The sequence below is a fragment of the Actinomadura harenae genome (assembly GCF_003696215.1).
In the GTDB taxonomy this organism is placed as follows: domain Bacteria; phylum Actinomycetota; class Actinomycetes; order Streptosporangiales; family Streptosporangiaceae; genus Spirillospora; species Spirillospora harenae.
This window is the reverse complement of the sequence record NZ_RFFG01000036.1, coordinates 14534-37066: the sequence shown is the minus strand read 5'-3', so window position 1 is coordinate 37066 and position 22533 is coordinate 14534. Positions and strand designations below refer to the sequence as shown.

Annotated in this window: 24 protein-coding genes; 11 read left to right on the top strand and 13 right to left on the bottom strand. The window is 70.2% G+C overall.

Translation table 11 applies throughout. From position 1 onward, the window contains the following. Positions 1–15: 15 nt before the first annotated feature. The 5 genes from EBO15_RS20765 (at position 16) to EBO15_RS20745 (ending at position 5596) form a co-directional block, all read left to right on the top strand. On the top strand, positions 16–1017 hold the full coding sequence (locus EBO15_RS20765) for an ATP-grasp domain-containing protein (RefSeq protein ID WP_122196084.1): 1002 nt from the start codon (positions 16–18) through the stop codon (positions 1015–1017). 209 nt (positions 1018–1226) lie between these two features. Continuing rightward, positions 1227–2732: an IMP dehydrogenase gene (gene guaB / locus EBO15_RS20760; RefSeq protein ID WP_122196083.1), complete on the top strand. Its 1506-nt coding sequence runs from the start codon at positions 1227–1229 to the stop codon at positions 2730–2732. Positions 2733–2804: 72 nt separating this feature from the next. Further along, positions 2805–3773 (top strand): TauD/TfdA dioxygenase family protein, encoded by a 969-nt coding sequence (locus EBO15_RS20755; RefSeq protein ID WP_122196082.1) that lies wholly within the window; start codon positions 2805–2807, stop codon positions 3771–3773. A gap of 139 nt (positions 3774–3912) precedes the next feature. Further along, the gene (locus tag EBO15_RS20750; protein ID WP_233616324.1) at positions 3913–4149 is read left to right on the top strand and encodes an SAM-dependent methyltransferase; all 237 of its coding nucleotides are present in this window, start codon (positions 3913–3915) and stop codon (positions 4147–4149) included. A gap of 472 nt (positions 4150–4621) precedes the next feature. Next, the gene (locus EBO15_RS20745; RefSeq protein ID WP_122196080.1) at positions 4622–5596 is read left to right on the top strand and encodes an Lrp/AsnC family transcriptional regulator; all 975 of its coding nucleotides are present in this window, start codon (positions 4622–4624) and stop codon (positions 5594–5596) included. 225 nt (positions 5597–5821) lie between these two features. On the opposite strand, the gene EBO15_RS20740 is transcribed toward EBO15_RS20745, so the two are convergent. Beyond that, positions 5822–6784 carry a hypothetical protein gene (locus tag EBO15_RS20740; protein WP_122196079.1) on the bottom strand — a complete coding sequence of 321 codons (963 nt, stop codon included), beginning with the start codon at positions 6782–6784 and terminating at the stop codon, positions 5822–5824. A 637-nt stretch (positions 6785–7421) separates the two neighbouring features. Between EBO15_RS20740 and EBO15_RS47335 the strand changes: the two genes are divergently transcribed. Beyond that, entirely contained in the window at positions 7422–7625 is a 204-nt protein-coding gene (locus tag EBO15_RS47335; protein WP_199744696.1) for an SAM-dependent methyltransferase, read from the top strand. Positions 7626–8190: 565 nt separating this feature from the next. On the opposite strand, the gene EBO15_RS20730 is transcribed toward EBO15_RS47335, so the two are convergent. After that, a complete protein-coding gene (locus EBO15_RS20730) occupies positions 8191–8559 on the bottom strand; it encodes a hypothetical protein (protein ID WP_122196077.1) in 369 nt (122 codons plus the stop codon). After that, complete coding sequence (locus EBO15_RS20725) at positions 8556–8918, bottom strand: hypothetical protein (protein WP_147481585.1); 363 nt, start codon at positions 8916–8918, stop codon at positions 8556–8558. The genes EBO15_RS20730 and EBO15_RS20725 overlap by 4 nt, the downstream gene beginning before the upstream one ends. A 155-nt stretch (positions 8919–9073) precedes the next feature. On the opposite strand from EBO15_RS20725, the gene EBO15_RS20720 reads away from it, so the two are divergent. Further along, positions 9074–9541: a hypothetical protein gene (locus tag EBO15_RS20720; protein ID WP_147481584.1), complete on the top strand. Its 468-nt coding sequence runs from the start codon at positions 9074–9076 to the stop codon at positions 9539–9541. Between the two features lie 210 nt (positions 9542–9751). Here the strand turns inward: EBO15_RS20720 and EBO15_RS20715 are convergent, their stop codons facing one another. From EBO15_RS20715 to EBO15_RS20705, 4 genes are all read right to left on the bottom strand, one after another. Then, positions 9752–10291 carry a hypothetical protein gene (locus tag EBO15_RS20715; protein WP_147481583.1) on the bottom strand — a complete coding sequence of 180 codons (540 nt, stop codon included), beginning with the start codon at positions 10289–10291 and terminating at the stop codon, positions 9752–9754. A 154-nt stretch (positions 10292–10445) separates the two neighbouring features. Next, positions 10446–10685, bottom strand: a complete 240-nt coding sequence (locus tag EBO15_RS43700; protein WP_147481582.1) for a hypothetical protein — start codon at positions 10683–10685, stop codon at positions 10446–10448. A gap of 737 nt (positions 10686–11422) precedes the next feature. Then, the gene (locus tag EBO15_RS20710; protein ID WP_122196073.1) at positions 11423–12625 is read right to left on the bottom strand and encodes an IS110 family RNA-guided transposase; all 1203 of its coding nucleotides are present in this window, start codon (positions 12623–12625) and stop codon (positions 11423–11425) included. Positions 12626–12974: 349 nt separating this feature from the next. Continuing rightward, positions 12975–14267: an IS110 family RNA-guided transposase gene (locus EBO15_RS20705; RefSeq protein WP_158628301.1), complete on the bottom strand. Its 1293-nt coding sequence runs from the start codon at positions 14265–14267 to the stop codon at positions 12975–12977. 462 nt (positions 14268–14729) lie between these two features. Between EBO15_RS20705 and EBO15_RS20700 the strand changes: the two genes are divergently transcribed. Together EBO15_RS20700 and EBO15_RS20695 are read left to right on the top strand one after the other, a co-directional pair. Further along, a complete protein-coding gene (locus EBO15_RS20700; protein WP_158628300.1) occupies positions 14730–15053 on the top strand; it encodes a helix-turn-helix domain-containing protein in 324 nt (107 codons plus the stop codon). Positions 15054–15576: 523 nt separating this feature from the next. Beyond that, positions 15577–15822: a hypothetical protein gene (locus tag EBO15_RS20695; RefSeq protein ID WP_122196070.1), complete on the top strand. Its 246-nt coding sequence runs from the start codon at positions 15577–15579 to the stop codon at positions 15820–15822. A gap of 365 nt (positions 15823–16187) precedes the next feature. Here the strand turns inward: EBO15_RS20695 and EBO15_RS43695 are convergent, their stop codons facing one another. The 4 genes from EBO15_RS43695 to EBO15_RS20670 all read right to left on the bottom strand — a co-directional run bounded on the left by EBO15_RS43695 (position 16188) and on the right by EBO15_RS20670 (position 19134). Beyond that, positions 16188–16961: a hypothetical protein gene (locus EBO15_RS43695; protein ID WP_147481581.1), complete on the bottom strand. Its 774-nt coding sequence runs from the start codon at positions 16959–16961 to the stop codon at positions 16188–16190. A gap of 169 nt (positions 16962–17130) precedes the next feature. Continuing rightward, positions 17131–17469, bottom strand: coding sequence for a transposase (locus EBO15_RS45380; RefSeq protein ID WP_267898423.1), 339 nt, complete (start codon positions 17467–17469; stop codon positions 17131–17133). Between the two features lie 146 nt (positions 17470–17615). Then, on the bottom strand, positions 17616–18482 hold the full coding sequence (locus EBO15_RS20675; protein WP_122196067.1) for an IS5 family transposase: 867 nt from the start codon (positions 18480–18482) through the stop codon (positions 17616–17618). Positions 18483–18564: 82 nt separating this feature from the next. Further along, on the bottom strand, positions 18565–19134 hold the full coding sequence (locus EBO15_RS20670; protein WP_233616322.1) for a winged helix-turn-helix domain-containing protein: 570 nt from the start codon (positions 19132–19134) through the stop codon (positions 18565–18567). Between the two features lie 754 nt (positions 19135–19888). Between EBO15_RS20670 and EBO15_RS20665 the strand changes: the two genes are divergently transcribed. Next, on the top strand, positions 19889–20530 hold the full coding sequence (locus tag EBO15_RS20665) for a hypothetical protein (RefSeq protein ID WP_122196066.1): 642 nt from the start codon (positions 19889–19891) through the stop codon (positions 20528–20530). A 102-nt stretch (positions 20531–20632) separates the two neighbouring features. After that, positions 20633–21181, top strand: a complete 549-nt coding sequence (locus EBO15_RS20660) for a hypothetical protein (RefSeq protein WP_199744695.1) — start codon at positions 20633–20635, stop codon at positions 21179–21181. 131 nt (positions 21182–21312) lie between these two features. On the opposite strand, the gene EBO15_RS20655 is transcribed toward EBO15_RS20660, so the two are convergent. Both EBO15_RS20655 and EBO15_RS20650 read right to left on the bottom strand, forming a co-directional pair. Continuing rightward, entirely contained in the window at positions 21313–21888 is a 576-nt protein-coding gene (locus EBO15_RS20655; protein WP_122196065.1) for a hypothetical protein, read from the bottom strand. Positions 21889–22013: 125 nt separating this feature from the next. After that, positions 22014–22292, bottom strand: a complete 279-nt coding sequence (locus tag EBO15_RS20650) for a hypothetical protein (RefSeq protein ID WP_147481580.1) — start codon at positions 22290–22292, stop codon at positions 22014–22016. Between the last annotated feature and the right edge of the window lie 241 nt (positions 22293–22533).

Here is a 22533-nt window from a genome sequence, read left to right as displayed (position 1 = left end):
AGGACACCGCCGACCATGCAACCCCCTGACCTGATCGTCATGGTCTACCGGGACCAGGACCTACCGCCCGAGACGCTCACCGCAGCACTGAACCAGGCCGGCCAGGTCCACGCGGCGGCCGCCGCCCGCGCCGGGATGGCCTGGCGCATCATCCCCGTCAGCGCCATCGTCCCCGCCGCAACCGGCCAGCCTCGCCTGTGGGTCGACGGCCACGACCTGCTGGAGCAGCCCGGCAGCGCCCTGGTCGGGGTTCAGGTCGACGACTTCTCCAACGACCCGCAGACCGACCAGGCCCTGGCCGCGATCCGCGCCACCGTCGCAGCCGCGCCCGGCGCGGTGCTGCTCAACCACCCCGACCACCTGCCGCACCAGCTGGTCACCGACAAACTGTCCATCGCCCACCACGCCCAAGCCCTGGGCATTCCCGCCATCCCCACGCTGGCCCTGCCCGCAGGCAGGCACGCCCGCGGCGCGCTGCCGCAGATCCGCGCCTGCCTCGGCCACGGCCCCTATCTCCTCAAGCCCCGCCGACTCGGCATGGGATACGGCATCGTCCGCGCCGCCGATCCAGCCGAACTGTCCGGCGCCCTCGACGTCATCGGCGCCACCGGCATCGGCTACGTGGCCCAGCCGTGCCTTCCCAACGACGGCGACCTGCGCCTGTTCCTCACCGATGGGGACGTGCTGTACCCCCAGCACCGCCGCGGTGGTCTGGTCGCCAACACCCACCAGGGCGGCACCAGCACCACAGGCGACCCCGCCTTGGTGCGCGAACTGGCCGCGGCCGCCCGACAGGTCGCCGACAGCCTGCGCAGCCCGCTGCTGCACACCGACTGGCTGATCACTGCCGACGGCCCGGTCCTGACCGAGTGGAGCACCGGCCTGGGCGGCTTCTCGCCAGTGCCGGAACCGCATCGGACCATCATCGGCGACGCGCAATTCGGCTGGATTCGCCGCCGTCTGGACGCACTCCGCGACACCTGCACCGTCCGCACACAACCAGCCTCCCCGCGATGAGGTGATCCCCTACGGTGGACGCACCGGAACCCTGAGTGAACGGCTTCTGGGTTTCTCATCTGCGGCAGGCGGAGGCCGCTCGCCCGTACGGGCTCAGCCGCCCCGGGGACGCGCCCCAGACGGGCACGACGGCCAGCCGCAGCACGCACCACGGGGACCTCAATCCCCGCCACCGCACGTCACCTCATGTTGAAAGGCTGGCTCTGCCCGTGGACACCCGCTCCGACCGCCCCAAGATCCTTCCGCCGGGCTACACCTTCGACGACGTCCTGCTGGTCCCCGCCGCATCCAAGATCATCCCCAGCGGCGCCGTCACCCGCACCCGCGTCTCACGCAATGTGGAGCTGGCGATCCCACTGGTGTCGGCGGCGATGGACACCGTCACCGAGACCCGCATGGCGGTCGCCATGGCCCGCCTCGGCGGCCTGGGCGTCCTGCACCGCAACCTGTCGGCCGACGACCAGGCCCGCCAGGTCGAGCAGGTCAAACGCTCCGAGGCCGGAATGGTCACCGACCCCGTCACCTGCGGGCCCGACGCCACCCTCGCCGACGTCCAGCAGCTGTGCGCCACCTACCGCATCTCCGGCGTCCCGGTCATCGACGAGGACCGGCGGCTGCTGGGCATCATCACCAACCGCGACATGCGCTTCGAGGACGACCCCTCCCGCCCCGTCCGCGACCTCATGACCCCGTCGCCGCTGCACACCGCCCCCGAAGGCATCAGCGGCGACGACGCGCTCACCCTCCTGCGCCGCCACAAGATCGAAAAACTCCCCATCGTCGACGACGCCGGGCGGCTGACCGGACTGATCACCGTGAAGGACTTCGTCAAGAGCGATGAGTTCCCCGACGCCTCCCGCGACGGGCAGGGACGGCTGCTGGTCGCCGCGGCCGTCGGCGTCGGCGACGACGCCATCGCCCGAGCCCGCCTGCTCGCCGACGCCGGGGTGGACGTGCTCATGGTCGACACCGCCCACGGCCACAACGAGGACGTTCTGCAAGCCGTCGCGCTGCTGTCCAAGCAGCTCGACGGCGTCGACATCGTCGGCGGGAACATCGCCACCCGGGCGGGCGCCCAGGCCCTCATCGACGCCGGCGCCGACGGAGTCCGCGTCGGCGTCGGCCCCGGCTCGATCTGCACCACCCGCGTCGTCGCAGGCACCGGCGTCCCCCAGATCACCGCAATCTACGACGCGTCGCTGGCCTGCGCCGCGGCAGGTGTCCCGCTGGTCGGTGACGGCGGCATCCAGTACTCCGGCGACATCGTCAAGGCCATCGTCGCCGGAGCCTCCACCGTCATGCTCGGATCCCTTCTGGCCGGAGCCAAAGAAGCACCCGGCGAACTGGTCGTCATCAACGGTGAGCCGTTCAAGACCTACCGAGGCATGGGTTCACTCGGCGCAATGCGTAACCGCGAACGAGGCGGCACCTCCTACTCCAAGGACCGGTACGGCCAGGCCGACGTGCTGTCGGAACGGGAACTGGTGCCCCAGGGCATCGAAGGACGCACGCCCTTCCGCGGTGACCTCGCCCAGATCGTCCACCAGCTCGTCGGCGGCCTGCGCGCCGGAATGGGCTTCGCCGGAGCCGCCACCATCAACGACCTTCAGGACGCCCAGCTCATGCAGATCACCTCCGCCGGACTCAAGGAGAGCCACCCCCACGACGTCGCCATGATCGCCGACGCCCCCAACTACGCCCGCCAGGCCTTGTAGCCCGGCATCGTCCAACGTCCGGGCCGCGGGCCGAACCCGCCTGCGGCCCGTCCCCCGGGAAGGAACTCTGCCGTGCCCCCCACTGCCGCCGCTTCGTCCTTCACCCTCCAACGCGTCGCCGGGCACATCGGCGCCGTCATCACCGGCCTTGACCTCACCCGGCCCCTGCCCACTCCCTCCGTCGCCGAACTCAACCGCGCCCTCTGCGACCACAAGGCGCTGTTCTTCCCCGGCCAGCACCTCGACCACCACCAGCACACCACCTTCGCCCGCAACTTCGGCCCGCCCACCTACCGGCCCGCCGCCCTCCACGGCCCACACCCCAAGGGATTCCCCCACATCCTCACCGTCGACCCTGACGCCGTGGACGCCCGCTACGGACGTGACTTCGAAGAGCGCTACCGCGCCCGCTGGACCTCCCCCACCGCCGGCTGGCACACCGACCTCACGCCCTACCCCAACCCGCCCTCCATCTGCATCCTGCGCGCCGCCACCGTCACCAGCCACGGCGGCGACACCTGCTGGACCAACCTCGCCGCCGCCTACCAGGGCCTGTCCGGGCCGCTACGCGAGCTGGCCGACACCCTCACCACCGAACACCGCTTCTTCGCCGGCTGCCACCTGTCGGCCGCCGACCCCGAGGACCGGGCCGTTCTCACCCTCAACACCGACACCCTCCAGATCGCCCACCACCCGCTGGTGCGCGTTCACCCCGACACCGCCGAACGGGTCCTGTTCGTCAACCCGGCCTCCACCGCGCGGATCCTCGGCCTGACCCCGTACGAGAGCAGCGCACTGCTCGAGCTGCTCTACGAACAGATGATCCGCCCCGAATACATCGCCCGCTGGCGCTGGAGCCCCGGCGACGTGGCCATGTGGGACAACCGCGCCACCGCACACCTGGCCGCCACCGACCTCGCCCCCGTCGACCAGCCCCGCACCATGTACCGCATCGCCGTTCTCGGCGACCTTCCGGTCGGCGTCGGCGGGAGCACCTCTCAGCTCATAGCCGGAGATCCGCTGGGCTCGCCAGCAACATGACGAGGATCAACCCTGAGCGCTCCTCACCGACCCCGGGCATTCCCGCGCCGGGAGCTCGACCTTCTGGCGGGCGTTCCGACACGGGAGATGCCCGTGGAGCATTCCGACCGAGGGCGGCCGGATCGCCCTGACCGGTACCGTGCTGCTCGAGGCGTACGCCCGCCGCGGCGGGCTGATCGAGAACGCCACCGTGTACGTCCGTGCCGGGGCCAAGCGGTACTACGCGCGGACACCCGAATACCTTGCGCGCTTCTTCAAGGGGCTGGAACTTGTCGAGCCGGGCATCGTCTCCACCCCGCTGTGGCGGCCGGAGCCGACCCGGGTCGGTCGCCCGCAGCCCGTCGATGCGTTCGCCGGCGTCGGCGTCAAACTGTGACGGCGAGTGCCTACTGGAGTACGAGATGCCCGCCGCCGCGCTGGGTTGGGCGCACCGCAACGTCGGGCGTGTCCGGCGCGCTCGGCGGTGCCTGTACCGCCGAGATTCTCCGCTCAGCTTCCGCGCAGGTCGCCGGGCGGCTGGGCCCCCGCGAGAACGCCCCGAAGACCCCGGATCTGGATTGGATCGACCGCCGCTGACTCCCGCGCCGCCGCAGAGAGAACCGGCTCCCTGGGCTGAGTCCACTCATCCCGGCGCGTTCAGCGGCGGCGTCACCGACAGGTATCTGCGGGGTTGGAGGGTGATCTCTGTTCAAGCGGCCTTCGCGGGAATGGAGCGTTCCGGGAGGGTTGCGGTGTTTCGCGTGGCAGATCCGATCGATCGTCTTATTGTGGTCGGGAGCTTTCGAGTCGTGAGCGGTGTGAACGGCCGTGGCCGTTGACGGGGACTGCTCGGCTTCTTGTGAGGTGACGTGCGCGACCTGGACGGGTTCGACCGGATGATCCTGTCCGCCCTGCAGCAGGACGGACGTGTCACCTACCAGGCCCTGTCCGACCAGACCACGCTGTCGCGCACCAGCACCCGGACCCGCCTCCGCCTGCTCCTCGACCAGGGCGCCGCCACGGTCGTCGCGTCACCGCATCCCGCCCTGTTCGGCCAGGCGGTCCAGGCGTGGCTGCTGGTGACCGCCCACGGCGATCCCGCGGAAGCGGCCAAGATACTCATCGCGCACCGGTCGACGAGTGGCTGCCAACGCACCACCGGCGCGGACCACGACCTTGTGGTGCGGATCCGCGCCCGCGACGACGCCGACCTTGCGGCTGAGGTGGACCAGCTCCGCCGCCACCGCGCCGTCCACCGGCTCGAGGTCTTCCGCGCGGTGAACGTCATCACCGACGCCGCCGAACCCGCACCCCTTCCCGTCCCGGGGCTGTCGGCGGGCCGTCTGGACGCGGTCGACTGGCAACTGCTGGTGCTTCTCCAGGACGATCCGCGCGCGTCGTTCTCGACGTTGAGTCAGGGCGTCGGCCTGTCGCAGGCGGCGACCCGGGCCCGAGTGCTGGGACTGCTGGAGGCCGGCGTTGTCCGCATCGCCGCCGTCATCCACCCGGCCAGGGCCGGACTCCCGCTCACCCTCGGCTTCGCGGTCACCACCACCGCGGCCGCCGAGGACGTCGCAGCCGAACTCGCACGGCAACCAGGCGTGACGGCCGTCGCGACCGGCTGGGGCCCCTGCGACATCATCGGCGCGGCCGCAGCGACCTCCACGCGTCACCTGGCCGCCGTCCTCGGCGAGATGAGGAGGGTTGAGGGGATCGACCGGTTGACCACCTGGACGGTGCTCGACGTCCTCGACCCGGTCACCCCGATCGACGTCCGCCGGCACCGCCCTCCTCGGACCCTCACCACCCTGGACGACCAGCCCTGGGCGCCGGTGTCGCGGTAACCGGGTTCGGTCTCATCCCGCGGGTCTGGCCCGCCGCAGTGGCGGGCCAGACCCGCAGTCGTTCGCGCGGGCGACGCACCTCCCCGATCTGCTCGCTACCGGGACAGACGATTCGCCATTCGGCCCTCCCTGCGCGCGCTCCGGCTCGGGCGGGCCGGAACGATCGGCCTTCAACCGCTGGGCTGTACCCCTTCGGCGCCTGGGGCGCGAGTCACGTTTGGCAGCTCACTCTTCCCAAGGCAGGAGTCGCCGCAAGGAGATCCCCCGCACGCCGGGCGCCGAGACGTGCACGGTGAAGCAGGTGTCTTCGCGGACGAGTGCGCCTGCGCCCGCCCTCACCAGCGGCTGGGGGACCTCGCAGCGGCACGGGCGAGATGGTGCGGTGATCGCAAGCCCGCCTTCGGGGTCCAGGAGCCGGTCCAGAACCGTCTGGTGGGTGACTCCCCCTTCCCATTCCAGGATGAGGTGCTGGTTGTCGGAACGCCACACGTGCCAGAACTGGGTGATGTCCGGGCCGTTCAGGGCGTGACAGCGTCGGAGCAACCCCGACACCAGCTGGTTGCCCTCACGTCCCATGTCCCAGAGCCACCCGAAGGACGCCGCGCACGACTTCTCTTCGCCAGTCCAGGCCGAGGGACTGGTCCGCCAGGGGAACGTCGTACCGGCAGCGCCGCTCTGGACCAGCGCCACCGCACGTTCCCATTGGGCCGCGGACGCGGCGACCCGGATCATGCCGTCCTGGCCGAGCCGGTGAACAAGCACGTACCGGTCGTGAACCCGCGCCCGCAGCCCCGGCACGCCGTGCACCTCAGCGTCACCCGGGTCGATCGAGGGCAGGACCCGGGCGATGAACCCTGCCAGCATCTCGGGGTCGACGTCGACGGTGAGGGATTCGGGCCGCGGAGTGACGAAGCGGAACCCGAACGGCGGGTAGACGGCCTGCCGCTCCGCCCGCTCGAACAGCCCCTCGCCCCAGCGGCTGTAGCCGCAGCGGCCCCAGCGCAGCAGCGCGGCTGTCTCCAGCGCCGCCTGGCCCGCGATGGCCGCGGGAATCAGCGGTTGACCATCCTGCTGGCCTGCCAGTTCCCGGCGCGCCAGGTTGAGCGGCTCTCCGGTGTATAGGCGCCGCTTACCAGCGCGCTCGGCCGAGCGGGAGCGGTCCTGCAGACGAGTATGTGTTCTGGGCATGGCAAACTCCGATGCCTCCTGGCCCGGCGTGTTTCGGAGAAGCGCATGTGCAACTTCTGCTCGACTGTCTGAGTTCGTGTCGTGGCAGGGCAAGCCCCGTAGGGGTCCATAGGGTGACCGCGGCCAGGGCGGTCACCCGGACAAGGCGCCCACGCCGCCCGGATCGATCCCTACCTTCAGCATGAAGATCGACCACGCCCAGTGCCTCATCCGACACACCAACGAACGATCTCTTTGCCAGCCCTGGCCGGGTTACCTGAACCAGGTCATCCCTCCCGCCGCGCCGCGGCCGTGGCCGTCGGAGGTAGGCGACGACGACGCCGGGCGCCTCGGACACGTTCAGGGCGAGTTCCCTGGCGACGCCTTCGACGACGGGCCTGGTCCGTGAGTGCAGTGCCCACCGCCTGCGGTTGTCGGGTCGTGCTGGGCCGCTGCGCGCTCGGCGGCGGCCTCCTCGGCCGCCACCGCCTCAAAGCCCGCGATCGCACCGCTCGGCATCACCCGAACCAGCCCCAGCCCACCTGGAGGCACTCCGCGGTGAGCTACGCCGCTGATCGGGCCAGTCCGGATCAGCGGCTCACTGCCACACCGACCACGCTCCGCTGGTGTCCGCCGCGCGAGGGGCCGCCAGCTTGAGGTGTGTCTGGCTCGAGCTGGCCGTGGCGCCCAAGCGAGATACAACGGCTCAGGTGCCCGCCCGTATGTGCTGCGCAGGCCTGAACAGATCGCCGGATTCCTCACCGGACCGGACCCGGTCCCTCCCGGTGTCGTGCCGCTGCCCAACTGGCGCCCTGACCCTAGCTATCCCGCCCCCGTGCGGTGGACGCCGTCGGCGGCATAGGCCGAAAGATGCCTGCGTGGGAGCGGAGGATGCGGTCGACGTAGGCGGGGTCGTGTTGGTTGTCGATCCTGGCGTGCCGAGGAGGGCCTGGATCTGGGCGGGGTCTGCTCCGTCCTGGCGCAGGCGGGCGGGTTGCGTAGGTGTCGCGCAGCAGGTGGGGGCGGCGCCCTCCCCTTCGTGTTGCGCAGCCCCGAACGGACCAGGGTTCTTCACCGGCCTGCAGGTGATGCCCCCACCTGGATCGTGCCGCTCCCCGACTGGCGGCCCGGCCCTGACCGTCCGGCCCCCGCCGCGGCTGGGGCCATCGGCGGCATCGGGCGTAAACGGCGGTGACCCGCCCCGCCCAGGGCTTGGCTGGCATGGGCCGGGCCCGCCAGCCGGTGGTGGGTGGTGACGCCGAGCCGCTGCATCTCCGGCAGTGCCCGCGACGACCGGTCCAGGTGGGTGATCTTCACCGTGTCGTCGGGGGTGATGCGGTCGTCTGCCGAGTGTCGGCAGACGACCGGTGCCGACACTCGGCTGGCCCTCGGTGCACCCCGAAGGGCGCCGCCCGGGGCCGTCCCGGTCAGCCCGGGGTGATCCAGACCTCCAGGATCTGTTCCTGGAAGTCGGGGCCGGTGTCGGGGCCGACCCGCCACCCGTGGGCGGTCAGCGCCCGGGTGTAGTCGGCCATCACCACCGCGATGTCCACCTGGTCGAGAACCGGGGAGAGCGCGGCGGCGACGGAGAACGGGCCGCTCTCCTCGCCGTTCTCGACCACGAATCCGCCATGGCGGTCGCTGAACTCTTTGAGCCCGGCCTTGCGCAGGGCGCGGCGGATGCGTTCGGCGTCGCGGTTGCGCTCGTCCCACAGCGGGCGGCGGCCGCGGCCGTACCCGTAGCGCGGTCGGTCGTGGTCCAGCCCGCCCAGTAGCCGGTTGAGCAGGTCCCTCATCTCTGTCCGTCCGTCGAGGCGTCCGTCGTCGAAAAGGAGGTGAACAGCTTCACGCGGGTCGCCGGGGCCCGGCCGCCGGTGTGGTCCAGCCTGATGTAGGCGACGGGCCAGGCGGCTTCGGTGGCCTCGGCGATCGTCTGGGTGAAGGCGTTCAGCAGTTCTGGCGGGGTGATGCCCGCGAAGCCGTCCAGCCGTACCGGCTCGTCCCGGCCGACCACGTGCGCCCACAGCACGCCCTGGCGGCTGGTCTCGTCCAGCCGGTTGTCCGGCGGCCCGCTGGAGACGAACAGCGAGGTCACCTGATCGGCGCGGACAACCTCCGACATCGAGCAGATCCAGATCTGGGTCAAAGAGGTCATGGTCTTGATTCTGGCGGAGAAGGCCCTTCACGGCCCAGGTAACACCGGCCCCGGCGAGCGCTCGGCCTCCCGGGACTCGACCCACTCGGCATCGTCCCCACCCCTACTGTGGTGTGGTGCCGTCATGTTCCTACCGGTCAAAGGGGGCATTTGTGATGGGCAAGGGAAGCCGGAGCCGCGGGCGCCACAAGGAAGCCGGGCAGGCCGGTCAGCAGGGCCAGGAGGATTTGTTCCGGCTCGCCCCAGGCCAGCTGCGCGGCATCGCGGTCATCAGCGGCGCCGAACGGCCCCCGGGCGTGGAGGACCTGGACTACCCAGGTGTGTGCGCCCTGCTCACCGAGCACGCCGCGATCGTCGTGCCCGAAGACGGCCCGCAGGTCATCGCACCGTGCGAGGCCGGGTACGCCCTCATCGCCTTGGCCGACCCGCACGGCCGCAAGCTCACGGCAGTCACCATCGAGACCGACAAGGCCCGCGAGGCGATCAGCAGGTGGCGCGACGGCATTCCCTACGGCGACGACTTCGCCCTCACCAACGACACGATCGTCGCCTACGTCCGCGGCTGGCCGGTCCCGACCGTCGCCAACCCCGAACTCGACGTCACCGACCCGCGCGACCAGTAGTCGCTGCCGGGCGAGGGCTACGCGGCCTCCTGCACGGGAGTCGAAGTCGACCTCGGCGAGATCGACTTCGAAGGCATTGGGACGCAGTTTCAGCACGTCGCGTCGCCGGTGCGGGCTCGTGCAAGGATTCGACGTCGGGGTGATGGCGTCCAGCACAGCCGGTCAGTCGTGGCCCCCGGGTGCAGATGTTCCAGCTCGGTGCGCAGCCGCTCAGTGGGCCTGCACGTCGCACTGAACGACCTTGGCCGCCTCACGCAGGACGGTCTGCTGTTCGGCCGCCGTCAAGCCGTCCAGTACCGCCACGACCTTCTTGGTCTGGTCGGTGACATCGCGGTGCGGGACCGGGGTCGCTGCGGGTGAGACGGCCCACGCGGCATTCGCACCGGCTGCTTCAGCTGGCATGCCGACCGAGATCGCGGCGCGACAGGCGAGGTGGTGTGCCTCTGCCACCATCTTCTCGTGGTGGTCGTAGCGTTCGGGGTCCCAATCGTGGGCTTCGATCAGCGAAAGGGCGCTTTCCCGGATCGAAGCCCGGACCCCCTGATCGCGGGCGCGACGTGGCTCGGCTTCCGGATCGTGAAGTCCGGGACGGGGGCGTGGGTACTCGAACACGGCCCAGTCCGATGCCAGCACCATGCTCTCGTGAATGGCGTACATGCGCGCATTACGGGCGATTCGCTCGCGCAGCAGCCGCTCGTTGTCGGCGTCGTTCGGCAGCGGACGCCGGGGGCGTGGTCTGCGGGCGGGCATGTGACGCATCGTGTCATGAGAGCCCGGAGCGGGGCAGGGGCCGGTGAACGACGGCAGGGGGGTGAGGCGGTGCGGCCAGTGCACTGGCCGCACCGTCGCGCGTGGTCGGCGGGGCTGGGAGGCCCGCCGCTTTGCGCTGGCAGGAGACGTGCGTTTAGTCGCCGGGGCCCCAGCCGTTTCCGCGTCCCATCGCCAGAGCGGTTTGTCGGACGAACCGTACGCGGTGGGGTAGGCGCAGGGGCCGGTGTTTGCGGCCGTCGGCGGGGTGGTGGGTGGTGAGGTGGCGGGTGGCGGCCTTCCAGTGGTGGGACGGCGCGCGGCCGCGGGTGGCGGGATCGGGGTTGTCGATCCAGCCGGTACGCCGCGTCGTGCGCGGGGGTGGTTTCGATGGCATAGATGTCGCCTTGGCGTCGCACGCGGCGGCCTTGTGCAAGAGCGTCGGTGACGGCGCTGGGGGTGAGCCAGGCCAGGGCGTCGGCGACGGTGGTGAGGGTGCCGGGGATCCGCACGGCCCAGGGCCCTGCGGAGTCGCGGTGCGCGCCGGTCGCCCCTCCAGCGAGGTAGGCCAGCTCGGCGTGGGCGGGCCGGACGGCACGGGAGTAGTACCGCCAGCCTTCGGCGCGCAGGAGCACCAGCCCGTCCGCGCGGTCGATGATCCGCAGCGGGATTTCGCGGTTCTGTTCGGCGATGACGGTCTCACCGCCGCGGCGGGCGATCTCGGCGGTGTAGGTCGCCTCCAACCACTGGTTCAGGCGGGTGGGCAGCGGAACCGGGCGGGTTCGGGCGCGGTGGGAGGCGGCGTTCAGGGCGCGGTCGCGGCGGAGACGGGTGATCGCGGTCATCGACCGGGCGCCGGGCAGGTGGTGGGTGGACAGGTGCGCGGCGAGCAGTCGGGGGTCGCGGATCTGGTCGGGTGTGGGTGCGGAGGTCATCTCGGTTCCTCTCCTTCGGGGGCGCGTCGGTGTCGACGGCGGGTGGGGGGATGAGCGGGTGGGGTGGGGAGTGGGCCAGGCGGGCGGTGGGCGCGGTGCCGGGTATCCGTTCGAGGGCTCGCTGGCCCGGGGTGGTCCTTGGCGTGCACGCGGTCGCCCGCTTGGCGGTCGAAAGGGGGGGGTGCCTCTATGTCTTTGGTCAAGTGGTGCGTGGGGGTCTGTGTTGGTAGAGGGTGCCGTCACGGAGCATGGCGAACAGGACGCTGATGCGGTGTCTGGCGAGGCGGAGTAGGGCTTGGGTGTGGGTTTTGCCGCGGGTCCGGCATTTGTCGTAGTAGGTGCGGGAGGCGGGGTCGTGGAGTGCGGCGAAGGCCGAGAGGAACATGGCGCGTTTGAGTTGCCGGTTGCCTGTTCGGGGTGCGTGTTCTCCGTGGATCGAGGTGCCTGAGGACTTGGTCGCGGGGGCGAGGCCGGCGTAGGAGGCGAGGTGGCCGGGGGTGGGGAAGCTGGTTCCGTCGCCGACGGTGACCAGCAGGACGGCGGCGGTCCTGACTCCGACTCCCGGCATCGAGGTCAGGACCTGGGAAAGAGGGTGGGCCTCCAGCAGGGTTTCGATCTGGTCTTCCAGGGCTTGTCGCTGCTGGTGAACGGCTGCCAGGGATCGGGCGAGTGAGGGGATCACCAGGTCGAGGGTGCCGGTGCCCGGGACGATCACGGTCTGCTCGTCCAGGGCGTCGAAGACTTCGTCGATCAGGCGGGCCGCCATGCGCGGTGCCTTGGGTCTGATGGTCTCCACCAGTCTGCGGCGTCCGGCTTTGCGCAGAGCCTGCGGGGAGCCGTGGCGTTCCAGCAGCCAGGTGACGGCGGGGTGGTCCAGGCGCGGGCCCAGGACGCGTTCCAGGCTGGGGTGGAACTGGGTGAGCAGGCCGCGGATGCGGTTGCTGGTGCGGTTGGCCTCGGCGGCCAGGTCCTGGTCGAAGCCGACCAGCACGGTCAGCTCGGCGGTGATCTGGTCGGTGAGCTCCAGCGTGCGCAGGGTGTGCGGCATGGTGCGTGCGGCGTCTGCGATCACCGCGGCGTCACGCGCGTCGGTCTTGGCCTCGCCCGGATACAGGTCGGCGATCCTGCGCATCGCAAGGCCGGGCAGGTAGGCGACCCGGCAGCCGGTGTCCCGAGCGACGGTCAAGGGCAGAGCGCCGATCGAGGCCGGCTGGTCCACGATCACCAGGACGGTGCCGAACTTGCTGGTGAGCTTGTCGAACAGTGCCCGTAGCTTCGGTTCGCTGTTGGGTAGTTGCCTGTCGAAGACCTTCTTGCCGGACGGGGTCAGCCCGTGCCCGTGATGGAAGCTCTTGCCGACGTCCAGGCCGAGGAACACGCCCACGTCTTCGGTGTTGACCACTTCGCCTTCCCTGGGAAGTTCCGGGTGCCGGCCTCGGGGGTCGGTGTCGTGCTCGCGCATCCACGTTATGCAGACCTGCCGCCCTCAGACGGCCGGGCGTTGCGCCCGGTCAGGCGGTGGTCGGACCTCTCATCAGCGTCTCCGACGACACCTCACGGGCCCGGTGACACCACCCCCCAGGTCATGGTCGACAGGGGGCAAGTAGTCATGCCGGGCCCGAGAGGCCAGCGGCCCTCTTGCAGGACCACGAAGAACATAACGGGGGCGGGGGCGGCAGTGGCCGGTTCCCGCGTAGAGGCTCTGGGCCCGGGATGGTGGTCAGGCTGACTGCCGTCGTCCCCGCCCCCGGTCAGGGGGCGTTCACCGGGGCCGCCGTGCTCGTGTCCGGGCCCTGGTCGGGCTCGGACACGAGCACGGGCGCGGCGGGTTCCGGCTCCGGAGCGGGTGGGGGGAAGGCCACCCGCTCCTGGTAGTGCTCGCCGGTGCTGAGGCAGTGGTGCAGGCCGCGCAGCAGCCGCCCTTGGAGTTTGCGCAGGGCGGTGCCGTGCCGGTCGCCGGCCTCGCGGCGCCGGTCGTAGTAGCTGCGGGCACCGGGCGAGGCCGACAGCGCCGCGAACGCCCACATCCAGCAGGTCCCCTTGAGGATGCGGTTGGCGATCTTGCGGTGGGTGACCGTGTGGGACTCCCCCGACGACCAGGTGACCGGCGAAGCCCCGGCGTAGGCGCACAGACCTCGAGCGGTACGGAACCGCGCCGGGTCATCGCCGATCTCGCCCAGCAGGCGGGCCCCGGTCAGCTCCCCCGCTCCGGGGAAGGAACAGTAGATCGGCGCGTGCGGATGCCCGCGGAAGGCCTCCAGCAGCTCCAGGGTGAGAGCGTCCAGGATGGTGGTGGTGCTGGTGACCTGGGCGAGCAGCGCCCGGGTCGCGGCCCCCATCGCCTGTTCCACGGGCGCCGGCTGCCGCAGCTGGGCTTCCTGGAACACGGTGTGGACCCGGTCGGCGTGCAGGTGCGGCTGCCGGGTCCGTCCCGCCACCACCAGCTCCAGCAGCCGCTGGTAGGTCAGCCGCTTGGCGAGTTCGGGGGTGGGCGCGACGGCCAGGACCGCGCGGGCCTCGGCCCGGCCGATCCCGTCGGGCAGGTCCTGCCACGCCTGAAGGGCCGCCGGGAAGTACAGCCGCAGATGTGAGCGGAGCCGGTTGAGCTGGGTCCGCCGCGTCCCGGCCAGGGCCAGGTGCTGCCGTGACAGCACGGTGATCGCCTGCGCCTGGGGTGTGGGGCTGAAGGTCAGGCGGTGCAGGTGCCCGTCGGTCCGCAGCTGCGAGGCCAGCAACGCCGCATCAGTACGGTCGGCCTTGCGTCGCCCGACTCCGGCGCGGCCCCGGTAGGTCGCCGCGACCGTCGGGTTGACCACGACCAGCGGCTGCCGCGCCTGCCGCAGCGCCGCGATGGTGAGTCCGTGACCGGTCTCGATCGCGACCGGCACGTCCAGACGCGAATGGCGATGGCTGCCGCTGAGCCCGCGCAGCGTGTCGAGCACGGCCTTGATGCCCTCGGGGTCCTCGACGAAGGTCGTGTGCGCCACCACCGCCCCTGCGGCGTCGACGACGGCCAGGTGGTTGACCTTCTCGCCCCAGTCCACTCCGGCGCAGAACCTGCAGCCGAGGCCCCGGCGCCCGTCCCGCAACCCGACCCCGACTCCGACTCCGATCTTGGCCGCGGCCGGGTGGTGGTGTTCTCGATGGCCCGGCTCACCGGCGGTTCCCCGCGCCGGTCTCTTCCGGTGCTCGCTGCGGGTTCCGGTCCGGCAGCACCAGGCCGCCGGACCGGAACCCGGGGCGGCGCCGACTCTCATTGCGGGACTCGGCCGGTCCGGGATCGCAACGGGCGTCCGACCTACAGGTCATTATCAACACGATCAGAACCATAGATGGGGCATACGACAGTTCTGGTCGAGGCCATCTGCAAGTTCACGGCAACGTCTGGACTCGAGCACTCTCCCATCTATGGGTCAGTGATGGGTGTTGTCGAACGGGAGACCGTGCTGACCAGGGAAGATGTGGGGGTTCACGTGCAAGAACTCGGGCTCGAGCAGGAGATGACGGTGCGAAGCGATAAGGCACCCGTGACCTACGCCTCCGGCAAGGAAGCGTGGCCCCACGGCGAGCTGGTCGACGACGCCCCACTCAGCGCGCACTACGGCCGCCAGCTCGCCCTGCGCCTGGCCGAGGCCATGGAACTCCGCCGGATGAACCCGCGCGGGCTCGCCGAGGCGTCGAGCGTCAGTGCCTCCACCATCAGCCGCATCCTGTCCGGCGAGGTACTCCCCGACCTCGGAACCATCCCCCGCCTGGAAGCGGCACTGCGCACCGACCTCTACCCCACGTCCCTGTGGCGGCACATGGAGGGCCCCGCCAGGCCCGGCTGAGCACCAGCCGCCGCCGGTGAACCGGCGGCTCAACCCGATGCACACCCGCCACGACCTCGGCGCATCCGCCTCTCGGGCCACCGGGGCCGATGCCCATCACGCCATGAAGGGTTGGCTGGCTGGGAGGCGGGAGCCGAGCTGTTCAGCACCGTGAGGAGTTGAGCGCCCGGCAGGGCGGCTGAGGGCCGCACCAACGTCCCTGGCGATGTTGGCCTATCTCGTCTACTCGTGTCCTCTACGGTGGGTAGGTGCCGACGATGGATGCAGCCGAGGTGTCGGCTCCGCGGGTCCAAGGCCGTCGGCATCGTGAACCTGGCGCGCTCAGCAAGCGGGCGCACTGAAGTGTGATGTGACGTGGTGGAGCAGCATCGAGAGACGAGATCACCGCCCCGAAGCAGGCACTGGAAGCCGCACACGGAGACAACCTCGAACTCCGACGCCGCGTCGGCCCCAGAACAGCCCACAGCACCGATCGCTCGGAGCAACAATCACCCACCGAATCCACACGGACGGGAACCACCACGTGACGCAGGCCGATCCCTCGATGGAAGTCTTCAACGACATGGCCGACATCCGCATGGCCACGTCCCGGGCGCTCGCCCGCCTGCACAAGCAGCAGATCGAGTTCACCACCGATCGCGCCCAAGCCATCACCGAACTCTGCGATGGCGCCGAGGCCTCCATCGCCGCAGTCCGAGACCTCGTCACAGCCGCTGCGCTCGACGACGCCGCGCTTGCCGGGTTCCTGGACGAGAACGGGTTCCCGTGAGCTTGCCCCTGCGAGTCCAGACCCGGCAGAGAGCGACGCTACGCCAGGCCCCCGCAACGGCGGCCGACACCTCATACGGACGCGACCGCAAGTGCTTGACCTGCCCAAGCAGAGCCCTTCAAGATCGCTACCCCGGATAACGGCCGAAACACTTCGTGGAAGCCCGTTCGAGTCCAACACCGGTCCTGCGCACGGGGCAAGGCCGGCTAGGAGCGGCGCCTGCCGCTCATGCCGCCGATCTCAATGCCGTCCCGGCGGCGGAGTCCGCCCAGGCCCGCACGAGCATCACGGCAGCGCGCAGCAGTTCCCGGACGGCGGGCTCGGGAGTCATCCTCGCCCTCGCCCGCCGCGGCCCGGGTCGCCGGTCAGTCACCCGTGCCCTCGGCGGAGTCTGCCAGCAACAGGGCGGCCGTAAGGCCCGGTAGTTCCAGCACTCCGTCGCTCTCCGGACCGCTTGGGGAGGCTGACCGTAGGCTGTCGGCCATACCGCGGGGAATGGGGGCCTCCTGTGCCACGATGTAGTCGGTGAGGTTCCCTTCCCGGCCCGGCGCGGTGACAGTGCCCCTGAAGTGCCCCTCCATGTGGCGCCAGACTTGCTCCGGAAAGAGCGGATTTTGCAGCCTCCCGTGATCAAACACCACGTAGTCTGCATCAACGGTCCGCATGACAGCCTGGCCTTGCAGCCACATCACCATCCCCGGGGGGATGATGACTTCCAAGGTGTCGCTCATAGTGTGTTCGGAGGTCCAGGTCTGCGAGAAGCTGGCGGTGACGGACACTTCGACGGTTCTGAAGAACGAGCTTTGGACAGTGGAAGAGATGGACATTGAGGTCGATGTACCGACCGTCTCGGACCCGGAGAGTGTCCGTGTTATCGGGTTGGACGTGGCGTTCGCCACGGCGGTGGAGAGCGCCACTGGCGGTCCGTAGCTGTAGCGCATCACCCGAGGCCGACCGATCACCCCGCTTGCCCGAAATTCGAAACTGGAAGAGCTACTGCGGACTTCCCAAAAACTGGTGGGGATGGTGTTGGGCTCTATGAGTTCAAAGTTCGGAATCCGGGACGGTTCGATGCGGTAGCTGCGAAGCTGCGCGTCGAGGGCTGCGTTGTTCGGGTTGCGTGTCAGCAGGACGGTCACGATGCTCTCCTTGTGTCGTCGGCAGGAAGCCTGTCGGCACCCGCCCCTGCACCCTCTCCCCGATACGGCCCCCCCGACCACCCCCCAACCTGACCCGATACGGCCGCCAATCAACCCAAATCAACCGGAATTGGGGATTGTGTCCCGCCCGGGTGTGATCTAACCAGGGTTAATTGGTGTTGGCGGGTGTGGTGGTGAGGGTGAGGCCCGTGATGGTGAGGCAGCCGTCGATGACGTCGGGGTGATGCTGGATCGCCTTGAGACGATGCTTGATCATGTGGGTGAGGTGGTCGAGGTCGGTGGTCAGGAAGTTGACCATGGAACGTTTCAGCAGGGACCACACGCTCTCGACGGGGTTGAGGTCGGGGGCGTAGGCCGGCAGGTAGAACACCGTGAGCCAGTCGTGGGCGTCGATGAACGCCCGCATCGCCTTGGAGTGGTGGATCCCCAGGTTGTCCCAGACCAGCACGATCCTCCCACCCGGTAGTTGCTGGTGAGCGGCCTGCAGCAGGCTCTTGTACTCGTTCAGGGTGAAGCCGACCCGTTCGCCTTTGCGGCGGCGGTAGTGGTGCAGCCGGTAGATCAGCCGGGACCTGTGCCCGGGCCGGTAACACGTAAGGCTTGCGGCTGAGTGCGTGTTTGAGAAGGGTCTTGTTACTCGTGTTCGAGGGGGCGTGGGCCTTGACGGGTCGCGGGTCGTCCGCCACGTGCCAGGCGGCGGGTCATGAGGCCGATGGCGGCCCAGCGGATCATGGCCTCGCTGGTGGCGGGGTGGCGTTCGTAGTCGCGTGCCAGGCGCCGGTGGGCGGTGAGCCAGCCCAGCGTCCGTTCCACCGCCCACCGGCGGGGCAGCACGGCGAACCCTTTCTGATCTGCTGGTTTACGGACGATGCTGACGGTGGTGCGCAGCACGTCATGGGCCCACAGGACGAACCGTCCGGCAAAGCCGGCGTCGGCGAAGATGAACCGGCACCGCGGGGCGGTCAGGTAGGCGCCCAGCAGCGCGCTCTTGGCACCGTCCCGGTCCTGGACGCCGGCCGCGCACACCGTGACCGACAGCAGCAGGCCGAGGGTGTCGGTGACGATGAACCGCTTGCGGCCGTTGACCTTCTTGCCGGCGTCGTACCCGCGTGTGGCGCGGCCGACGGTGTCGGCGGCCTTGACGCTCTGGGAGTCGATGATCCCGGCGGTCGGTTCGGCGTCGCGGCCGTCGAGCCGGCGGACCTGCTGCCGCAGCGCATCCAGCATCCGCAGCGTGACCCGCTGCTTCTCCCACCGCACGAAGTACCAGTACACCGTCTGCCACGGCGGGAAATCGGCAGGCAGCTGCCGCCAGGCGCACCCGGTGCGCACCACGTACAACACCGCGTCCACAACGTCCCGCCGCGCACGCTTCTCCGGCCGTCCACCAGCGCCTGCGGGGGGCAGCAGCGGCTCCACCAGCGCCCACTGCTCGTCGGTCAGGTCCGAGGGGTAACGAGGCTGTCGCGACACCCGACCAACCTGACCGAACCACCACACAAGATCACGTAGCCACACCGACCTAGATCAACTTCTCAAACACGCACTGAGATCCGTCCGCCGTGGTCACCGCCGTTCACGGTCACCTCGGGGCGGTGTCCGCGCCGGCTCCAGGAGCGTCCTCGCGGCGGCCTGAGCCCTTGACCCGTCTCGTCCTCGAAACAGATCCAGGCGCCCAGGTCGCCCGCGGTGCTTCCACCTGCGGCCACACCTCCCGCTTCCACGCCTCGATCGCCGCATCGTCACGCTGCACGGCCCGGCGCCCGGGGACCTGCACCGACCAGCCGTTACGCCGGAGCAGCAACGACACTCCGGGAAGGGTGTAGTCGATCCCGAACAGCCGGTGGATCAGCACCGCGATGCGGCCGAGGGTCCAGCGCTGGTCGTCGGCGTAGCCGTGCGCGGCGGGACCACGGTTCAGCTCGGCCTCCAACCTGGCGAACGCCGCCTGGTCCAGGCGCGCCCGCCGGTGCGGGCCCTTCGACCTCAACGCCTCGACCCCGCCGTGGCGCCAGGCCTGACGCCACTTCTCGACCTGCCGCACACCGACCCGCAACTCACCCGCGACCCACGCGTTCGCACGACCCTCGGCGAACCACACCGCAGCCCGCATCCGCACCCGCTCCCGACGCTCCCGACCCGCATCGGACATCCCACCACCCTGGGGGTACCTCGCCATGCCACCGGCATACGCCCCCACCACCGAGCCGTCCACTCACCCAACCGCCATCACTCAATAACCCTGGTTAGGGGGATGCGCGGCGGCGGCGACTCGGGCGAACGCGGGCCGCTCCGGGCAGCGGGAAGATCCGGCCGGGTCATCCTGTCGATTCCCAGGACGAGATCGGCATCACCGCCGACTGGGGCGGCGGGCTGGTCGCCTCCACCGACGGGCTGCGGTTCGTGGTCCCGGTCCGCTCCCTGTGCTCCCGGCCGTGACGCTGGTCGAGCCGGGCATCGTCTCCACTCCGCTGTGGCGGCCGGAGCCGCCCCGGTTCGGTCTGCCGCGGGCTGTTGATGCGTTCGCAGGCGTCGCTCTCAAACCGTGATATCGAGTTCCTGGTGCTGTGCAAGACGCCCGCCGCTGCGCTGGCCGCGCGGGTGAAACCCTCGGGCTGAGGGCGAGGTCGCGTGGGTGCGGCTGGTATCTGCCGCTGCGCCTGGCCAGCGACGTGCTGCCGGGCGAGATGTTCTGCGGCCGCTTTGACAGGACTTCGACTCTTCATGTCAATGGATTTGATGCTGAGCCTAATCAAGCGACTGCTCCCGCACATGAATGTAAATCTGGTCGAACCAACAGGCGGGGGCCAAGGTGAATGTTCACGCCAGCCAGGACGCAGGGCAGCGCGACCACCACTAGGCATGCTTGCTCCACCTTCCGCGCAATGGAAAGGAAGGCACGCACGATGACCGCGACCAGGAGTCTGACCAGGACACTGATGGTGTCCACCATCACGATGGGGATGCTCGCCGCATCCACGGCCGCATTCGCAGGCACGGGAAGCCGCCCGGTGCTCGGGAAGGCCCCGGCCCCCAAGCACCGCGAGATGCAGCGGGGCATGTACGTGACGGGCTTCAACGCGGCGGTCGCCAAGGCCCACGGATACAAGATCGTCACCTACAAGAACGGCGACCAGCAGTCCGTCCCCATCGACCCCAAGTCCGGCCGCCACAAGAGCCCGATCCTGCACCACGGAATCCGCGCCCTGTCGAACACCGACTACGACGAGGTGTCGGGTAACTGCGGAACCGCCTGGATCCGGGTCACCCAGACCGCCGTATGGCAGGTCGCCCTTGTGAGCGGCTTCAGGAACACGCCCGAGATCGCCTACGACTGGAGTTGGACCGTCAAGCTCTCCGACCAGTACGGCACGTCCCACCAGACCGCTGGAGGGGCGATGTACGGCACTCAGGCGTCCCGCATCTGGCAGAACCTCACTCAGAAGGGATGGACGTTCGACTGGGTCGACGGTGGCACGGCGCTCCTGATCAACGGCCTCGTCTGCACCGCCGCCCGGCCGAGTGTCACGATCGGCGGGCTCGGCTGATCGTTCGTCCCAGCTCCCGAGGTGGGTCCCGCCCGACCGGTCTTGGCCGGGCGGGACCCACCGCACCCCGGCCCGTTGGAACACCGTCGTAGGGTGGGGCGCATGACCGCCGAATGGCAGGGACCTCCCCGGAACATGCTGGGCTGTCCGGTACCGATCGAGCAGGTGGTCGCCAGGAGCGACCACGCCGTCGTCGCACTTCAACAGGCGATCGCCTTCCCCGAAGGGTGCCGTCTCGGCGTGCAGCTGGCCGTCCGGCGGGGCTCGATGGACAGGGCACGCTGGACACGGCTGGTCGACCGGCACAGCAACGGAGACCCCGACGTCATACCGGCCGACGGGGATCTCACGTTCGGTGTCCGTTTTCCTGACGGATCCGAGGCGGCGACCGCCGGCGGCACCTTCCGCAAGCGGGCGCATCCCACCGGCCAGCCGAACCCTCCCACGCTCATCGAAACCGGCAGCGGATCCAGCAGCGGGGACCAGCTCTACGAGAGCGATCGACAACTGTGGCTCTGGCCGCTCCCACCACCCGGCCCGTTCCAGTTCGTCATCGAATGGCGGATCCTGGGCATCGACACGACCGCCGCGACACTCGATGGCGCCCTCATCGTCCAGGCGGCCGCGCACGCCACGCCCTACTGGCCATGACGAGCCGCCTCGCGTAGCCACCAGCGGCGCAGCATGGACAACCACTACCCCCGGCGGGTGATCGGGCCCATGGAACGCCAGCGCCCCAGAACCTCGTCACAGCCGCCGCCGTGACGAGGTCTGGCCGGCGGTCAGCGTGCGGGGCGGCGAACGGGCGGCAGCCACAGGTGGGCCCGCGTCCGGGTCTCTTTGCAGGTGATGGGCATCGCCGTGTACAGGGCGGGGTCGAGGGCGTCGTCGTCGGCGGCCGCGCGGAACACCTCGTCTGAGACCAGGACGGCGAGGTCGGCGTCGGGGTGCTGGTACATGACGCGGCGGAAGGCGGGGGCGTCCAGCAGCCGGTAGAGGTGGTTGACGGCGTGGCTGACCAGTCCGTGCGGGTCGTGCTCGATCGTGCCCTGGTGGACGGCCATCCGCAGCCGCACCCGCGTCTGCGCGCTGGCCAGGTTGTTGGAGCGGCGCAGCCGGGTGTGGAGGTGGTGGACGAGGGGGTCCAGGATGTTGGCGGGCGGGGTGCAGGGCGGGAGGGTGATCAGCGCGCCGTCGCCGCGGTCCTCGTGATGGCAGTGGCGCCAGGGCGGCCCGGCGGCGTCCATGGCGTATTCGAGGGCGGTGTACATGGTGTCGCGCATGGCGCGGTGGGCGGGGCGGGTGCGGCGCGGGTCGCCGAACGCGGACATGTCGCAGGCGATCAGTGTGGTGTGCATGGGTCGGACTCGCTCGTCGGTGAGGGGTCGGGTGCGGGGGCGTGCTTCGCCGGAGCCGGCGTCAGGTCGGCGGGGTGGCCGTCTTGGAGGCTGCGGTGTGGGGGCCCGGGGGCCGCGGTTCGGGGTCATGGCCCGTGGTCGCCGCGGCGGTGGGCACCGGAGGCGAGGCCGTCGTCGGTGAGCTGGTCGTCGGCCCAGAACGTCTCAAGTTCTTCGATGGTCAGGGCGTGGACGGGGACCGGTCGCAGGGAACGGCCGCTGCGCAGTGCCCAGGTGGTGATCAGCAGCAGCGCCAGATCGGCGTCGTCGGCTGGTGGCGCGTTGGGTGGGCGGGCGCGGCCCGGGGCCAGCACGCGCGGCAGAGATTCGATGTCGGGCGCCATCATCCTCGGTGGTCTTCCCATGAGCGGCAAAGGGGGGCGGTCCGCGCGCGGGGCCGTCGAAGGCCGATGGTTCCCCAGGCACGAAGGTGACCGGATCAGGCCGCCTGTGTGGCGAGGGGGCCGGGATGGGTCGGTGGTTACTGTGCCTGCCCCCCGCAGGGGATTCATCGAGGATCTACCATTCCGGATGGCCCTGGATAAGACATGCCGCGCAAGTCGGGCAAATGACTCGCCCATCCGGTTTGCATCCGGGTCATACACC

Bases quoted from the DNA above. Each gene is read 5' to 3' on its own strand.
- EBO15_RS20765 (WP_122196084.1), top strand. From the start codon at position 16: ATGCAACCCCCTGACCTGATCGTCATGGTCTACCGGGACCAGGACCTA.
- EBO15_RS20740 (WP_122196079.1), bottom strand. From the start codon at position 6,784: ATGCCCAGAACACATACTCGTCTGCAGGACCGCTCCCGCTCGGCCGAG.
- EBO15_RS20730 (WP_122196077.1), bottom strand. From the start codon at position 8,559: ATGAGGGACCTGCTCAACCGGCTACTGGGCGGGCTGGACCACGACCGA.
- EBO15_RS20725 (WP_147481585.1), bottom strand. From the start codon at position 8,918: ATGACCTCTTTGACCCAGATCTGGATCTGCTCGATGTCGGAGGTTGTC.
- EBO15_RS20720 (WP_147481584.1), top strand. From the start codon at position 9,074: ATGGGCAAGGGAAGCCGGAGCCGCGGGCGCCACAAGGAAGCCGGGCAG.
- EBO15_RS20715 (WP_147481583.1), bottom strand. From the start codon at position 10,291: ATGCCCGCCCGCAGACCACGCCCCCGGCGTCCGCTGCCGAACGACGCC.
- EBO15_RS43700 (WP_147481582.1), bottom strand. From the start codon at position 10,685: ATGCCATCGAAACCACCCCCGCGCACGACGCGGCGTACCGGCTGGATC.
- EBO15_RS20670 (WP_233616322.1), bottom strand. From the start codon at position 19,134: ATGTCCGATGCGGGTCGGGAGCGTCGGGAGCGGGTGCGGATGCGGGCT.
- EBO15_RS20665 (WP_122196066.1), top strand. From the start codon at position 19,889: ATGACCGCGACCAGGAGTCTGACCAGGACACTGATGGTGTCCACCATC.
- EBO15_RS20660 (WP_199744695.1), top strand. From the start codon at position 20,633: ATGACCGCCGAATGGCAGGGACCTCCCCGGAACATGCTGGGCTGTCCG.
- EBO15_RS20655 (WP_122196065.1), bottom strand. From the start codon at position 21,888: ATGCACACCACACTGATCGCCTGCGACATGTCCGCGTTCGGCGACCCG.
- EBO15_RS20650 (WP_147481580.1), bottom strand. From the start codon at position 22,292: ATGGGAAGACCACCGAGGATGATGGCGCCCGACATCGAATCTCTGCCG.